Origin of the sequence: Sinomicrobium pectinilyticum (genome assembly GCF_003725735.1) — a bacterium.
GTDB classification, from domain to species: Bacteria; Bacteroidota; Bacteroidia; order Flavobacteriales; family Flavobacteriaceae; genus Sinomicrobium; species Sinomicrobium pectinilyticum.
The window spans coordinates 66,780-82,927 of record NZ_RJTM01000094.1 but is presented as its reverse complement, the minus strand read 5'-3'; the positions used below and the strand labels follow the sequence as shown (position 1 = coordinate 82,927).

Here is a 16,148-nt window from a genome sequence, read left to right as displayed (position 1 = left end):
AACTATGTATGCCGTAAACAGGATCCCTTACGACTTCGTCCCCATTCCCTTAAGCGGTCAACGTAACCCGGTCAGTGGTTAAAGCAGTTGTATATGATATCATAAGCAACCCGGTTAGCCGCTAAAGGAAACAGGTAAGCCGCATACCGGCCCTGGTTCGGTGTAAACACAACCCCTTAAATGACTGTTTTCCGGGCTTAGAAGCGGAAAGAAACGGAGCGTTTTTCTAAGGGTCCGGGTACAGGAGTGTATGGAAAAGAAATACGCTTATGATGCGTACTCCGGTCTTCTGAAGATAGGCGGAGTTTTGAACATCTGTCGTACCCGGTGAAGCAGTAAGCGAAGTGCCATTCATACAATTCAAATCGTCACGTCATAAAAAAGGATGGAAAGCTATGAGGTACAAGGAATGTAAAGAACGCATATTCATTTTTAACGAACATTGGGGAATTCTTATTTGAAATAATAACTACTTACCGATCCTGAAAGCGAAGGGGCGATAAGAAGATGAAAGAGGTGAGGGGGTGTCTTTTGGATGAGCTTATCAATACTTACCTTAATAATGGTATCGGAAGATGTGAGAGGCGAAACATAGGTACGTCCGAAGTCAACCTGTTCCCAGGAAAGTTGCAGGTAATCTTCCAGGATCTGTAGCCGGTGATTCTTACGAATGCTATCCCATAATGCCGTCAACCGGGGAGCCTCGGAAGTTATGGAATAAGAGACTTCCGATGGTCCTAATGTTTTCATAAGGCTGGCTACACTTTTCGATAATCCGTTATTTTCCTGGTCAAACGCATAGCTGTAATAAAGCTGCGGAGCTTTTTCTTTAAGAGGATAACGGATATAGGTAGTTATATAAACAGAGGGCGTTCCGCCCAGCGGCGAAGGAATCTCATTTTTAACATAAGCCCAGTCCGCCCGGCTGAAGTCCGGCTGCAGATCATAGACTTCATTTTCTTCTAAGGACAGCAGTTGCAGGAGTTCCCGGTCTGTTTCGGTTATCTTTATCTGTGTGTCTGAGGAAGCCAGGTGAGATGGAGAAGAAGTTATTTCAGATAAGACTTTTTTCATATTACTGAGATGATCACCATTAACCGGCGGTGTAATGGTTAAGATAAGGAGACTGTCTCCCCGTACCATACTTTCAATGTTACGGGAGCTTTCCTCAAAGGTTGAATACCGGTCCGTAAGGCGTAGCAAACCTTTGATCTCCGCAGTAACCCGGGCAGTGTCCAGGACCCGGGTTGTATCCGGGCGAAGTGTCAGAACCAGTTCGGTGGCAGGTTTGGGAAACAGCTTTCCGTTTGTTTTTCCTTCTTTGGAATTACATCCTGCAGATATAACCAGGACTATTAAAAAATAAAATGTTTTCATAACCGGAAATCGTCTTTGGGTATAATCTATACACCAAAAATAGGTATGTTAGAAGAGGAAAACAATCCCGAAAACCAGGGATTCTCTGTCTGTCCGGCAGTAATGAGGTAAGACTGAAGTCTTATCGAGTTATACTCTTAATTTCTATATAATTCTCTGTGTAACTTTGTGCCTGCTTATGAATCTTTGTGTAATAATATTACGGAAATAGGCTGTTACACAGAGGACTCACAGAGAATACGCTAAGATGCACAAAGGAAGACACCTTTTAAAATGCCCATCCATTTTACAGCACATACGGATATTTAAACATTTGTTTATGAGATTAATACAAATAGCATCTATGTATATAACTCAAAAGTCTTAAAAACAGTTTTGCTGTGATTGTGTGATTATTAATTTTCCGGCAGTAAAAATCTTTTTTTGATTTTTATATAGTGTGAAAATTACATTTAATTTTGTTTTAATAAATGTTTTATTTACATTTATAATCGATTAGCCAAGGAATTTTTCGAAAAAGTAACACACTATGCTTCGAAATATCCGACGACCAAAACTTTATCGTATTATGAGAGGACCAGACACTAAAAAGGAGAGGAGAGTACTTCGCAGACTTCTGTGTATGCTGTTTTGTGGCTATCTGTGCGCTTCACTTTACGCGGAGAACATCAAGACCGGTATGCCCTCCGGAATTTTTCTGAACGTTTCGGGAAAAGTTGTTTCGGCCACCGATGGTCAGCCCCTTCCCGGCGCAACGGTAATGATAAAGGGAACTTCTAAAGGCACTGTCACCGATTTCGACGGTAATTACGAATTGGCAGTGGATAATCCGGAAAGTGCCGTACTGGAATTTTCATTTATCGGTTTCCGGACAGTTGAAGTTCCGGTAAATAACCAGGATGTTATAGATGTGGAACTGGAAGAGGACCTGGCCCAGCTGGACGAAGTCGTCGTAGTGGGTTACGGGACACAGCGAAAGGCAGATGTAACCAGTGCCGTAGCTTCGGTCAAATCCGAAAATTTTGTACAGGCCCCGGTCAGGGATGCTGGGCAACTGCTGCAGGGTAAAGTTGCCGGGCTTACGGTGGCCGCCCCGAGTGGTGACCCCACTCAGGGCGTAAAAATTTCCCTTCGCGGAAATACTACTATTCTGGGAGCTAACGAGGCCCCGCTGGTGCTGATAGACGGTATACCGGGAGACCTCAATACGGTTGCCCCCGAAGATATAGAATCCGTCGATGTGCTGAAGGACGGTTCTGCTGCCGCTATTTACGGGGTTCGGGGTAGCAACGGGGTAGTCATTATTACCACGAAAGGATTTAAGGACGGGCAGATGAATACACTGGACTATAGCGTGCAATTAAGTACCCAGCAAATTGCACGTAAACCGGACATGCTCTCCGCAAACGATTACAGAAGGCAGATAGAAGAAGGCACCCGTGCGGGCTCCTGGGACAATGGCCATGACACAGATTGGTTTAAAGAAGCGACACAAACCCCGTTTTCACAGGTTCATAACCTTACGTTCCGCGGAGGGAATTCGGAGACCAATTACCTTTTCAATCTGAATTATCGCGGGTTCGATGGTATTATGCGCAAGTCAGACAATGAGACCTTTAATGGCAGGGTAGATGTGGAACACAATATGTTTGACGGCAAACTGAAGTTCAACCTGGGAATTATAGGAAGGCAGAATTCCTATACAACTACCGGCGATGGTGTTGGTTTCAACAACTGGACATACCGGCAGATAACCATACAAAACCCCACATCCCCCACCCGTGACGAAAACGGGAACTGGTTTCAGGAAGGGATTTTTGATTATGACAACCCCCTGGCAAGGTTATACGAGAGCGATGGCCGTAACAAGAGCCAGTACACCAGGTACAATGCCCGGGTTACCTTTATGCCCGTAGAAGAAGTCCGTCTGGCGGCAAATATGACGTATGACAAGTATAACCAGTCGCGCGGCTATGCGGAGACCAAGCAGCATATCAGTACTACCAGGGACGGAAGAAATGGTTACGCCTCTATTGGTAACGAGGAAAATATATATCGCTTTATAGAACTTACCGGAGAATATAAAAAAGCTATCGGGGATCATAATTTTTCCGTTCTCGGCGGGTATGGTTATCAGGAAAACGAATTCTTCTCTTCATTTATGCAGAACTGGGATTTCCCTACGGATATTTTCGGATATGCCAATATAGAGCAGGGCAAGGCCCTGGCGGAAGGCAGTGCCGAACAAGGTAGTGACCGGAGCGAGACCAACCTGATCAGTTTTTTCGGAAGGGCCACATATAACTACAAAGATAAATACCTGCTTATGGCGAGTGTACGTTATGAAGCGGCCAGCCAGTTATACAAGACCAAGGACCCCTGGGGAACCTTCCCCGCGATATCCCTCGGATGGAGGATCAATGAAGAGTCTTTTATGAAAAATGTGGATTTCATAGACAATCTCAAGATCAGGGCAGGGTACGGCGTTACCGGGAATCAACCACAAGATCTTTTCCTGGGCCCTGCAACCCTCGATTATGCCGATTACTTTTATATCAATGGCGATTGGATACGTTCGCTTTCGCCAAACCAAAACCCTAACCCTTACTTGCGTTGGGAAGAAAAGAAGGAATATAATATAGGTCTGGATTACAGTTTTTTCAATGGCAGATTGTACGGGGCACTGGATTATTATAACCGGAAGATAGACGGTCTGCTGTACGATTACCAGGTTCCCAGTCCACCCAATATCCATACGGTAACCAGGGCCAATGTGGGAATTATGGAAAACAAAGGGCTGGAACTGGACATATCGGCTATCCCGGTAAAAACAGATGATTTCACCTGGACTACCCAATTGCTTTTTTCCACCAACTCCAACAAGCTGGTAAGCCTTTCCAATGACCTTTATCAGCTGGAATCCAACTATTTTACCGCAGGTAGTACGGGCGTGCCGATTCAGACCCATACGCACATCGTGGAAATAGGAAAACAACTGGGGGATTTTCACGGGTATAACGTAGTGGATATCTCGGATGACGGGTACTGGATATATGAAGATGCCAACGGGGACAGGGTGGAATACGATGATTTTAACCGCGGGTTTGAGGACAAGCAGGTGATAGGTAATGGCATACCCAAATACCATGGCGGTTGGAATAATAGTTTTCGTTATAAGAACTGGGACCTCGGGATTACCATGCGTGGGTCATTCGATTTTCAGATCATTAATTTCCAGAGAATGTACTATGAGAATACCGGGGATGACCGGTATAACCGACTTCGTTCCGCTTATGACAATATTTACGGAAAAGCGGTTCTCAATAAAAATGTCCCCCTCGAATTTAACAGCTATTATGTAGAAGACGGGGACTTCTGGAAGATAGACAATATTACCCTGGGCTATAACTTTAAAGATATCGGTGGAGATCTTATACGCTCTGCAAGAGTATATGTCTCTACCCTGAACACTTTTGTTATTACAAAATACAAGGGGATAGATCCGGAAGTCGACTGGTCCGGTTTGTCACCCGGTATAGATAACAGGGATAAGTACCCTACTACGAGGACATTCACCCTGGGTATTAATGTGAGCTTTTAACCTTCGCTGTTCGCAGAGAAGCGTAGTTTTTTAACACATAAGTAAGTATCACGGAAACGGAAGCTATAAGAGAAAGTAGAACATTTTGGAAAAACAAAGGCATTCCGTATCAAAAAAGGAACCGATGAAAACAATAAAAACTCATATGACTATCCTGTTATTAATTTTTGCGTTAACAGGATGTACCGATCTCAAAGACCAGAATTTCGATACCATTATAAGCGATGAATTCAATGCTTTCGAAGACGATGTGAATTCCCTTATCGCTTCGGCTTATATCCCCTGGCGGGAATTGTTCAACAAGTGGCAGAGTTATTTCTGGGCTCAGGAAATATCCACGGACCAACTCGTGATCCCCAAACGTCCCTGGGGATGGGTGGATGATGGCGGATACCGCAGATTTCATACCCATAGATGGACTTCTGAGGATGCCATCGTTACCTCCTGCTGGCAAAGGGCATACAAAGGGATCACTACCTGTAACCGTGTGATCTACCAGGTGGAGAACGATCTGGTCCCGGTAGGGGAATTCAGGGAAAGCACACTGGCGGAACTTCGCGTACTTCGGGCAACGTACTACTGGGTATTGTGCGATATGTACGGAAATACACCTATAGTCACCGATTTTGACGTGCCGGATGATTTTCTTCCCGTGCAGAACACGAGAAAAGAAGTATTCGATTTTATTATACGCGAACTAAAGGAAAATATGGAGAATATCCGGGAAGATAATATTCAGTTTCCCTCTACCAGAATGAATGAATGGGTAGCCCGTACCTTACTGGCCAAGATGTATCTGAATGCTGAAGTATATACCGGCACCCCGATGTGGGAGGAATGTATGGCGGAATGTGATGCGATCACGGGAGCAGGATTGTACGACCTGGAGTTTGATCAGAAGAGCGTATTTGCTACCGATAACTGGCAGTCTACCGAGATCATCTGGGCCTTTATTTACAACGATAAGTTCCTGGATCAGTTCGGGGACGACTGGAATGCCTTTGACCATCATATGCAGACATTGCCGCAGGAAATGCAACGGACCTATAACCTGCAGAATTCTCCCTGGGGAGGGATCTGTGCCATACCCCAGTTCATAAATACCTTCGATCCGGATGATGCCCGCTATCGGCAGAACTGGATCAAGGGGGTGCAACGCGCTGCAGGCGGAGATACACTGCTGGTAGAGAACGGAGAACAAAAGGGACAGGTGCTCAACCTGGTTAATGTACTTCCGGCCATAGATACTACAGAGGCTAACCATGGTCTTCGTCTCGGGAAATTCGAATACGCCATGGGGGCTTCTGCCATACTTAACAATGCATTTCCGTTTTTCAGGTATGCCGATGTACTTATGATGAAAGCCGAATGCCTGCTCCGAACCGGAAGGGCAGATGAAGCCGCTGTCCTGGTAAACCGGGTCAGGGAAAGGAGTTTCCGGGAAGCCCCCGAAAAAGCTACCGTTACGGGAGCGGAACTGGCCGGGGGAAGTTCCTATGATTATGGCAGGAGGGACGTGCACCAGACCACCTCCGAAGGAGGGGCCGATATTCAGTACGGCAGATTCCTGGATGAACTCGGTTATGAGTTTTTTGAAGAAGCACGCCGCCGTCAGGATATGATACGCTTTGGCGTATTTACCACGAAGTCCTGGTTTTCCCACGATGCAAGCGATAGCTATCGCACGCTGTTCCCCATCCCCCAGGTGGAACTGAATAAAAACGGGAATCTGGAACAGAATCCGGGTTATTAATCCGGCGGACTCATGCGAATCCGTTTTGTGTAATAATTACTCCTTTATCATCATGAAATATTATTTGAAATTTGTTTTTCTGTATACCGTAAGCTGCTTTGTAACAGTAGCTACTCATGCGCAGGATGTGCCGGTAAAAAATAGTAAAGAAAAACCTATCAGTCCGGATCTGTTCGGGATATTTTTTGAAGATATTAATTATGCTGCCGATGGCGGATTGTATGCCGAAATGGTTCAGAACCGTTCGTTCGAGTACAATCCTTCCGATAGAAAAGGATGGCACTCTCTCACGGCATGGAAATATCTTGCCGAAGATTTTGCCTATGGGACCTTAACGGTAGAGACTTCGGAGCCTTTAAACGAAAATAATCCGCATTATACCGTATTGAACATTGAAGATGAAGGACAGGGGAAAGGAGGGCTCGGCCTGGCTAATTCGGGTTTTGACGGTATGGTGCTGAAAGAGGGAGAAAACTACAATTTTTCCGTATGGTCCCGCCTGTTTTCCGAAAGTGCGGTTCCCTTAAGAGTGGAATTAAGGGACAAGGAAGGAAAAGTATACGGACATACCACATGGACAGCCGAAAGTACGGATTGGAAAAAATATGAGGCCCGGATTGCCGTCACACAAAGTACGGACAGCGCTTACCTGGCAGTTGTCGCAAAGGGAAAGGGGAAAATAGCCCTGGATATGGTATCACTTTTCCCGGAAAATACCTTCAAAGGGCGTGCTAACGGGCTTCGTGCCGATCTCGCCCGGGTAATAGCCGATATGAGACCGGCATTTGTACGCTTTCCCGGAGGTTGCCTGGTACACGGAGACGGACTGGAGAATATGTATCGCTGGAAAAACACCATCGGACCTGTGGAAGAACGGGTTCCTCAAAAGAATATATGGGGGTATCACCAGACGGCGGGATTGGGATATTTCGAATACTTTCAGTTCTGTGAAGATATAGGGGCGAAACCGTTACCGGTATTGGCTGCAGCGGTGAGCTGCCAGAATTCAGGAGGGACCTGGCGTATAGGAAGTATAGGGCAGAAAGCGATGCCCCTGGAAGACATGCAAGATTATATCCGGGATGTCCTGGACCTTATAGAATATGCCAACGGCCCCGTAACTTCAACCTGGGGTGCCAAACGCGCTGAGGCAGGGCACCCGCAACCTTTTAACCTGGAATATATAGGTATAGGCAACGAAGATAAAATAACCCCCGGCTTTGAAGAACGATTTAAAATGATACACGATGCCATCAGGGAAAAACATCCGGAAATTATTGTCGTGGGAACTTCCGGACCAAGTCACTCCGGGGAGGACTATGAAAAAGGATGGGAATTCGCCAAAAGAGAAAATGTCGCCCTGGTAGATGAACACTATTACGAAAAACCCGAATGGTTCTGGAATAATCGGGAACGCTATGATAAGTACGACCGTACTGTTCCGGCGGACATTTATCTCGGGGAGTTTGCCGCTCATGATACCGATCGTAAGAATACCCTGCGGTCTGCACTGGCCGAAGCCGCGTATATGACACACCTGGAACGCAATGGCGATATTGTCCGGTTCAGCTCCTACGCACCCCTTTTCGGACGTGTGGGACATACCCAATGGAACCCGAATCTCATCTATTTTACCGGTGATAAAGTATTACGGACGGTAAACTATTATGTCCAGCAACTGTTTTCCGTAAACCGGGGAGATATTTACGATCCCGGGCTGGTATCCCCTTCCGGCAGGGGCAAAGACAAGAAGGCATTTGTAGTATCGGGCGTAAAGGATTCCGAAACGGGGGACATTATCATAAAAATAGTAAACGGGGAAGAAGGGGAGCTCGGGGCGGATATCAACCTTTCCGGGTTGGATATTTCAAAAGCAGAAGCAGAATGTATTCTCCTCACCGGGAACCCTGTGGCTGAAAATACCTTCGAAGCTCCGGAAACCGTAGTCCCGGAAACACGGTCTCTCCGTGTAAATGAAACTTTCACTTACCCGGCCCCCGCACATTCGCTGAGTGTGATACGAATTAAGCTATGAAGGATAAATTATCTTTGATCAAAATAAGAGATTGTTACATTGTCTATAAAACCTGAAGAATGAAATTAAGATATGGCCTCTTGGCACTGGGCATTTTATTTGTTACCGTAGGGCGGGGACAATCCCTCCGAAGTTTTCCACTTTCCGAGGTAGAGCTTGCTCCCGGTCCGTTTTACCGGGCACAGCAAACCGATTTGCAATATATCCTGGAACTGGATGCAGATAGATTGCTGGCCCCCTTTCGCATGGATGCCGGGCTGGAACCAAAAGCAGAACGGTATGGCAACTGGGAAAATACCGGTCTGGACGGCCATATAGGAGGGCATTATCTCTCCGCTTTGGCCCTGATGTATGCATCTACAGGGAACGGAGAACTGAAAAAGAGGCTGGTCTATATGCTCGATGAACTGGAAGAGTGCCAGGAAGCCAATGGTAACGGGTATGTCGGGGGCATTCCCGGCGGAAATGAAATGTGGAAGGAAATTGCCCGCGGGAAAATAGAAGCGGCAAGTTTCTCGCTTAACGGTAAATGGGTGCCGCTGTACAATATTCACAAATTGTTTGCAGGCTTGCGTGATGCCTTTGAAATTGCCGGTAACCCGAAAGCAAAAGAAATACTGGTAAAACTTTCCGACTGGCTTGTAGATATTACTTCGGGCCTTTCCGACGAACAGATACAGGAGCTTCTGATAAGTGAACACGGCGGGATGAATGAAGTCCTGGCCGACGTATCGGAAATTACCGGGGATAAAAAATACCTTGTGCTCGCAGAAAAATTTTCACACCGGAAAATACTGGAACCCCTGCTGCATCAAAAAGATGAGTTAACCGGACTTCACGCCAACACGCAAATTCCCAAAGTCATAGGTTTTGAGCGTATTGCAGAACTCGGTAATAATGCCGATTGGGCAGAGGCTTCCGACTTTTTCTGGAATACGGTCGTGGAAGACCGCAGTGTATCCATCGGGGGGAACAGCGTACGCGAACATTTTCATCCCGTAGGGGATTTTTCGGATATGATAGCATCCAACCAGGGACCGGAGACCTGTAATACCTATAACATGCTACGGCTTACCAAAATGCTTTTCCTGTCCCGTCCCCAAAGAAAATATATCGATTATTTTGAAAGGGCATTGTATAATCACATCCTTTCATCCCAAAACCCCGAAGGCGGTTTCGTCTATTTTACCCCGATGCGCCCCAGGCATTACCGGGTATATTCCCAACCGCAGGAGGGATTCTGGTGCTGTGTGGGCTCCGGGCTGGAAAACCACGGAAAATACGGAGAGCTGATATATGCGCATAACGGCCCGGATATTTATGTTAATCTCTTTATCCCTTCGTCACTGAACTGGAAGGAAAAAGGACTCAAACTGGCCCAGCAGACAAAGTTCCCGGACGAAGAAGGATCACAGATCACCTTACAATTGAAGAAACCCACCCGGTTTAAGTTATATGTACGTCATCCGGGTTGGGTAGAGCAGGGAGCATTTTCGATAAAAGTCAATGGAAAGGAACAGAAAATACGGCCCGGCGTTTCCGGGTATGTAGCCATAGACCGGAACTGGAAGAACGGTGATAAAGTTTCCGTAGGGCTGCCGATGCACACCACTACGGAATATCTGGAAGCCGAAAAGACGGGTACTTCGCGCTGGGCTTCATTTGTACACGGACCTATAGTACTGGCCGCGGTAACAGATACTACCGACCTGGATGGCTTATTTGCCGATGACAGCAGGATGGGGCATGTGGCCAATGGCAAACTTTACCCCTTGGACGAGGCACCGCTGATAGTGGCAGAAGATAATGAAGACCCTTCCGTTAAAGTGAGTCCGTCAGCAGAAAAACCGATGACTTTCACAACTTCCGGTTTGATCTATCCGGGGAAATATAAAGATATGGAACTGGTTCCGTTTTACACCATACATAATGCGCGGTATATGATATACTGGCCGGTAGTAGAAAAAGACGAACTCAGACAAAAACTTGATGTTATAAGGGAGAAGGAGAAAAAACACCTGGAGCTTGAAGAAAGGACTGTTGACCAGGTGGCCACAGGAGAACAGCAACCCGAAACAGAACACCATTTTCAGGGCAAAGAAACCAACACCGGGATGAACCGCGGGAGTTTCTGGAGAGATTCGGCTGCATGGTTTGGATATGAACTGAACAATGTGCGAAAGGAAGGGAAAGTTTTACGAATAACTTATTTCGGGGGAGACCGGGACCGGGAGTTTGATATTATGGTGAACGGAAATTTACTTACTACCGTAAAACAGGATGGTTCCGGAGGAGATACTTTTTACGAAGAAGATTACCGCATCCCCGCAGAATTCCTCAAAGTTGCAGAAGGAAATTATATTAAGGTAAAATTTGTGGCGCATAAAAATTCAAGGACTGCAGGAATCTACCATATCCGCTTGTTAAAAGAATAACTGATTTTTAGACAGTCTCTTGGAATGTTTTTTACCGGGGCCCGGTATATATGATGATGCGGGCCCTTTTTTGTGACTACCGATCCGGAGTTGGACCGTTATCTCATATTCTTGTGGACCTGCCTGTGCGGCCAGTATAATTTTCGAAGGTGGAAAATATGTATTACGGAAAAAACGACACCCGCAATCATAATGGGAATGGCTTCCAGTAATACCCCATAGGCAATATAAACCAGGTTGGATAAGAGGTGCCACACGCGGAAAGTCCGCATATCCTTTTTAGTTATGGCAAAAAAACCGGTGCCAATAGCTATATATCCTATTATTTCAGTCATTTATTTGTAAGGTTTCTCAAAGTCCTTTCTTTATAGTTTTCCCTGTTTAATTTTTCCTCGATATTCTTCAGCTGTTCCACAAAATCCGGGCTGTCGTCCAGGAGGTCTTTTGTCGTCTTTATACCCGCTTCCCAGTACATTTCGAAGACCGGAAGTTTGTCCAGGGCCTTTTGCGAGAGACTGAGCAGTTGTTTCCGCGAATCCTCTTCATCCGTTTGTGTGTCTATATACCCTTTTTTCTTCATTTTATTGATGATCTTTACAACTGCCGGATGCGAGAATTGTAACTTTTCCGATATTTCGGTTATGGTCATTGTGCCCTGCTTTTGCAGTAGCAGGAAAACCAGGTTCCAGTTCGGCTCAATGTCCAGCCCTTCCGATTTGTAAAAGTCTCTCGTGCTGTATAAGAGGGCATCACTTAATCGTTTAATACGGCTGTGCAGCCCCGCATATTCTATTTCAATTAAAAAATCATCCATAATATCATAATATGTAAAATATGTAACTGGTTACGCAAATGTATAAAAAAAAGTAACCGGTTACGTATTTGAAAAGAAAATTAGCGATGAAAACCGATAAATGTTATAACCCACTCATATTGTCAGTTATACTATAATGTTTTCTATATTTGTTAATAATGTAATTTACATTTGTGTTTATTACATTTTATATTTAGTTTTCCTTTCGGATTTTTTAAAAATAAAAATGAGGATACTTTTTAAAGAGTATCTTCCCGTTCAACAATAAACCGATCTTAATGAAAAACACCAGAAGAAATTTTATACGGACATCAGCCGCGTTTACTGCGGCAGTAGGTATAGGCACTACAATGCCTTCCGCATTTTCCATGATTACGGATAAGCCGAAGAAAAAGATAAGAATAGGAGCCATAGGCATCAACGGAATGGGCTGGGCCGATCTCAATGCCATCCTGAAGCATCCGGATACCGAGTGTACCGCACTATGTGATGTAGATAAAAATGTCCTGGACAAGCGGATAAAAGAACTGGCCGGCCGGGGAATAAAAGTTAAGGGGTATGGCAATTATAAAGATTTGCTGGCGTCTAAAGATGTGGATGCCGTAGTGATCGGCACGCCGGACCACTGGCATTGCCTGCAAATGATAGACGCCTGTGCTGCGGGCAAGGATGTTTATGTAGAGAAGCCGCTCGGAAATTCCATCACCGAATGCGAAGCTATGGTAAAAGCCGGCCGGAAATATGATCGTATTGTACAGGTAGGACAGTGGCAGCGCAGCCAGAAACATTTTCGGGATGCGGTAGGTTTTGTTCATTCCGGGAAACTGGGAGAAATACGCCTGGTAAAGGCCTGGGCTTACCAGGGCTGGATGAAGAGTATTCCCGTAAAACCCGATAGTCCCGTACCGGACGGAGTAGATTATGACAGCTGGCTGGGGCCTGCGGAGAAAAGGCCTTTTAACCCTAACCGTTTTCATTTCGAGTTCCGCTGGTTCTGGGATTACGCGGGAGGCCTCATGACGGACTGGGGCGTGCATATGCTTGATTATGCCCTGCTGGGAATGAAAGCCACCACACCGAAATCCATTATGGCCTCCGGCGGGAAATTTGCATATCCGGATGATGCTGCCGAAACTCCGGATACACTTACCACCGTATTCGAATTCGACGATTTTAACGTACAGTGGGAACATGCCAATGGTATAGACGGCGGCCCCTACGGCCGCAACCATGGAGTGGCTTTTATCGGTAATAAAGGAACCTTGGTTGTCAACCGCGATGGTTGGGAAGTCATCCCGGAAAAAGACCGTATGGAAGCCGTACCGTTTCAGAAAAAAGTGGACGATGGCCTGGATCTGCACGCAGCTAATTTTATCGAAGCTGTTCAGAAAAGAGATAAATCTCTGCTGAACTGCCCCGTAGAAGCAGGGGCACATATAGCTGTATTCTCTCAAATGGGGAATATAGCCTACCGAACCGGTAAGAAGATCTACTGGGACGAAGCCAAAAAGAATTTTCACGACGGGGAGGCCGATAAGCTGATTACCGCTTCCTATCACAACGGATATGCCATTCCCGCCCTGTAATACCAATATACCATAATAAAAAATGAAAAAAGTTGCAGGTGCGGACCATAGCGTATTATTTGTCTTTTTATGTGCCGCGATGTTTTCCTTCGGCCAGGATGCAAGGCGTTTCAGGGCAGATATCGAAGCTTTCGGCCGGCAGGACGATACGCTGAACATAAATGATTACGACGCCCTGGTCGTAGGCAGTTCCTCGGTGCGGATGTGGACGGATATGGATGCTTATTTTCCCGGTTACAGGTTTCTGAACCGCGGCTTCGGAGGGTCGCAGATGAGCGACGTGCTTTATTATGCAGATGAACTCGTTTTCCGGCACGCCATAAAAAGATTGTTCCTGTACGAGGGAGATAATGATATAGCCTGGGGCAAAAGGGTAGGACAGGTAAAAAGGGATTTTAAGAAATTACTTCGGGCTGTTCGAAGGCGTACTCCGGGAACGGAAGTCTATATTATATCCGTAAAGCCTTCATTGGACAGGGAGAGAATGGGGAGAAAAAAGAGATACCGGGCTTTTAACCGTTGGGCGGAAAAGTATTGTAACAGGAAAGAACAACTTTACTTCATCGATGTCTGGCCCTCCATGCTAAATGACAGCGGTAAACCCCGCCCCGAGCTTTTTATTGCCGACGGTATTCATATGACCGACGAGGGTTACGGGGTCTGGGCGGAACAGATTACACCTTTTCTGAAGTAGATCCCCGTTTTTTGCGGAATATCCTGCTCATTATAAAAATAACCAGGTGATCGTCCTTAAATGCCTCCCGGATTTTTTGGAAGGCAATCCGCATCTGTGACTCTACGGTCTTTACGGAAATATCCATTTGTACGGCGATATCCTTGTATTTTATTCCCTCCATTTTATTGAGCCGTATGATTTCCCGGCATTTGGGAGGCAGGGATTCCATGACCTTTTTTATTCGTTCCGCCCTTCTTTCCAGTTGCTCGCTGTCTTCGGCAGTTCGTTCCTGCAAGGCCTTCTCCCATAACTCATCCAGTAACTTATTGTATTTCTTCTCTTTCTTAACGCTGTCAATATACCGGTTTCGGGCTATAGTGTAGAGATAATTTTTCGGGGATCGTTCCGGGTCCAGTTTCATGCGGTCTTCCCATAAATTAATAAAAGCCTGCTGTACAATGTCTTCTGACAAGACTTTATCCTGCGAATAGGTAGTGATGTATGCCACCAGACGATCGTAATAGCACCGGAACAAATATCCGAAAGCTGCTTTGTCGTCTTCTTTTAACGCTCTGACCGCTTCTGACTCATTCATGGGTACTTGTATTAATTTTCCGGCATGTTGATAATTATATGCTGTAAATATTAAAAAAAAATTAATTCTTTTAAGGGTTTTTTAATTATTTAAAGCATTAGGGATACAAGATAAAATTTAACAGCATTGAAAAACCTTGTCACCAAATTACTTACAGGGACAATTACCGAAGAGGAAAAAGAACAGCTTTATGAGTTGTTAAAAAATCCCGAGAACAGGAAGGTCCTGGAGGAGCATATACGTGATGATCACGATCTGAACCTGGCAATGCAGAAGAATGATACGGACACTGCTTTTGGCAGGGTTGTGCGGGAGATATCACATAAACAACGGCCTGTGAGAAAACTATTCCCCGGCATACTGAAATACGCCGCCGCCGTGATCGTATTGCTGGGGCTCGTTTTCTGGTTCAACCGGTATTTTCCTTCCCGTGAGGACCGGGGAGGACTGGTCCCCAAAAATGAACTTATTACCATAGACCTGGGTAACGGGAAGACCCGGACTATAGATCCTTCCCAAAGCGGACAATTAACAGGTGTAACCGGTAATGTGGTGGCCGTTCAGCAGCAGGACTTACTTAGTTACACTTCTGATGGACCTGAGAAAGAAGAAGAGTACAATACCATCAAAATACCGTACGGGAAACGTTTTAGTGTGAAACTTTCCGACGGTACGGTAGTGCACCTTAATGCCGGTACGGAATTAACATACCCGGTTCGTTTTTCAAAACAACACCCGAGGACCGTATCCCTGAGAGGAGAAGCTTTTTTTGAAGTCAGCAAAGACAGGGAACATCCTTTTATTGTCACTGCGGAAGAACTGGATGTAAGAGTTCTGGGTACAAAATTCAATGTGTCCGTCTATCCCGAAGATGAGGTTACCGATGTTGTTCTGCTGGAAGGTGCCGTAGCTATGTCATTACAGGAAAACGATTCGTCGCCGGCCACCGTACTGGCCCCGGGAAATAAGGGGACACTATACCATACGGGCAAAACCATAAGCGTAACCGAAGTACCTGTCAATATTTATACGGCATGGATGAACGGCGAACTTGTTTTCCGCAGTATGCCTTTTGACGATATCCTGAAAAAACTGGAGCGCCATTATAATGTGGAAATAGAGAATACCAACGTATCACTGGGGAAAGAATTGTTTAATGCTTCTTTCAATGAAGTACCCATAGACAGTGTATTGAGTTTTTTCAGCGATGTACATAAGATCAATTTCGAGATCAAGGACAATAAGGTCTTTATCCGTTGATAGAAATATCGATCCA

At 45.6% G+C, this 16,148-nt stretch carries 11 protein-coding genes; 7 read left to right on the top strand and 4 right to left on the bottom strand.

Translation table 11 applies throughout. The annotated features are described in order from the left end of the window. Positions 1 to 453: 453 nt before the first annotated feature. Positions 454 to 1,377, bottom strand: a complete 924-nt coding sequence (locus ED312_RS13640) for a hypothetical protein (protein ID WP_123216572.1) — start codon at positions 1,375 to 1,377, stop codon at positions 454 to 456. Positions 1,378 to 1,945: 568 nt separating this feature from the next. Here ED312_RS13640 and ED312_RS13635 point away from each other — a divergent pair. The 4 genes from ED312_RS13635 (at position 1,946) to ED312_RS13620 (ending at position 11,201) form a co-directional block, all read left to right on the top strand. Then, on the top strand, positions 1,946 to 4,978 hold the full coding sequence (locus tag ED312_RS13635) for a SusC/RagA family TonB-linked outer membrane protein (protein ID WP_206363257.1): 3,033 nt from the start codon (positions 1,946 to 1,948) through the stop codon (positions 4,976 to 4,978). A 124-nt stretch (positions 4,979 to 5,102) separates the two neighbouring features. Then, positions 5,103 to 6,731, top strand: a complete 1,629-nt coding sequence (locus ED312_RS13630) for a RagB/SusD family nutrient uptake outer membrane protein (protein ID WP_123216570.1) — start codon at positions 5,103 to 5,105, stop codon at positions 6,729 to 6,731. 52 nt (positions 6,732 to 6,783) lie between these two features. After that, a complete protein-coding gene (locus ED312_RS13625; protein WP_123216569.1) occupies positions 6,784 to 8,766 on the top strand; it encodes an alpha-L-arabinofuranosidase C-terminal domain-containing protein in 1,983 nt (660 codons plus the stop codon). Between the two features lie 59 nt (positions 8,767 to 8,825). Next, positions 8,826 to 11,201 (top strand): glycoside hydrolase family 127 protein, encoded by a 2,376-nt coding sequence (locus ED312_RS13620; RefSeq protein WP_123216568.1) that lies wholly within the window; start codon positions 8,826 to 8,828, stop codon positions 11,199 to 11,201. A 98-nt stretch (positions 11,202 to 11,299) separates the two neighbouring features. Here the strand turns inward: ED312_RS13620 and ED312_RS13615 are convergent, their stop codons facing one another. Continuing rightward, positions 11,300 to 11,536 (bottom strand): YgjV family protein, encoded by a 237-nt coding sequence (locus ED312_RS13615; protein ID WP_123216567.1) that lies wholly within the window; start codon positions 11,534 to 11,536, stop codon positions 11,300 to 11,302. After that, positions 11,533 to 12,015 (bottom strand): MarR family winged helix-turn-helix transcriptional regulator, encoded by a 483-nt coding sequence (locus ED312_RS13610; protein ID WP_240643102.1) that lies wholly within the window; start codon positions 12,013 to 12,015, stop codon positions 11,533 to 11,535. The genes ED312_RS13615 and ED312_RS13610 overlap by 4 nt, the downstream gene beginning before the upstream one ends. A gap of 278 nt (positions 12,016 to 12,293) precedes the next feature. Between ED312_RS13610 and ED312_RS13605 the strand changes: the two genes are divergently transcribed. Both ED312_RS13605 and ED312_RS13600 read left to right on the top strand, forming a co-directional pair. Next, positions 12,294 to 13,601, top strand: a complete 1,308-nt coding sequence (locus ED312_RS13605) for a Gfo/Idh/MocA family protein (RefSeq protein ID WP_123216565.1) — start codon at positions 12,294 to 12,296, stop codon at positions 13,599 to 13,601. A gap of 22 nt (positions 13,602 to 13,623) precedes the next feature. Further along, on the top strand, positions 13,624 to 14,295 hold the full coding sequence (locus ED312_RS13600; RefSeq protein ID WP_123216564.1) for a GDSL-type esterase/lipase family protein: 672 nt from the start codon (positions 13,624 to 13,626) through the stop codon (positions 14,293 to 14,295). Here ED312_RS13600 and ED312_RS13595 read toward each other — a convergent pair. After that, on the bottom strand, positions 14,276 to 14,872 hold the full coding sequence (locus ED312_RS13595; protein ID WP_123216563.1) for an RNA polymerase sigma factor: 597 nt from the start codon (positions 14,870 to 14,872) through the stop codon (positions 14,276 to 14,278). The genes ED312_RS13600 and ED312_RS13595 overlap by 20 nt on opposite strands. A gap of 126 nt (positions 14,873 to 14,998) precedes the next feature. Here ED312_RS13595 and ED312_RS13590 point away from each other — a divergent pair, with 126 nt between their 5' ends. After that, positions 14,999 to 16,132 carry a FecR family protein gene (locus tag ED312_RS13590; RefSeq protein ID WP_123216562.1) on the top strand — a complete coding sequence of 378 codons (1,134 nt, stop codon included), beginning with the start codon at positions 14,999 to 15,001 and terminating at the stop codon, positions 16,130 to 16,132. The last annotated feature ends 16 nt before the right edge of the window (positions 16,133 to 16,148 follow it).

Bases quoted from the DNA above. Each gene is read 5' to 3' on its own strand.
- ED312_RS13640 (WP_123216572.1), bottom strand. From the start codon at position 1,377: ATGAAAACATTTTATTTTTTAATAGTCCTGGTTATATCTGCAGGATGT.
- ED312_RS13635 (WP_206363257.1), top strand. From the start codon at position 1,946: ATGAGAGGACCAGACACTAAAAAGGAGAGGAGAGTACTTCGCAGACTT.
- ED312_RS13630 (WP_123216570.1), top strand. From the start codon at position 5,103: ATGAAAACAATAAAAACTCATATGACTATCCTGTTATTAATTTTTGCG.
- ED312_RS13625 (WP_123216569.1), top strand. From the start codon at position 6,784: ATGAAATATTATTTGAAATTTGTTTTTCTGTATACCGTAAGCTGCTTT.
- ED312_RS13620 (WP_123216568.1), top strand. From the start codon at position 8,826: ATGAAATTAAGATATGGCCTCTTGGCACTGGGCATTTTATTTGTTACC.
- ED312_RS13615 (WP_123216567.1), bottom strand. From the start codon at position 11,536: ATGACTGAAATAATAGGATATATAGCTATTGGCACCGGTTTTTTTGCC.
- ED312_RS13610 (WP_240643102.1), bottom strand. From the start codon at position 12,015: ATGGATGATTTTTTAATTGAAATAGAATATGCGGGGCTGCACAGCCGT.
- ED312_RS13605 (WP_123216565.1), top strand. From the start codon at position 12,294: ATGAAAAACACCAGAAGAAATTTTATACGGACATCAGCCGCGTTTACT.
- ED312_RS13600 (WP_123216564.1), top strand. From the start codon at position 13,624: ATGAAAAAAGTTGCAGGTGCGGACCATAGCGTATTATTTGTCTTTTTA.
- ED312_RS13595 (WP_123216563.1), bottom strand. From the start codon at position 14,872: ATGAATGAGTCAGAAGCGGTCAGAGCGTTAAAAGAAGACGACAAAGCA.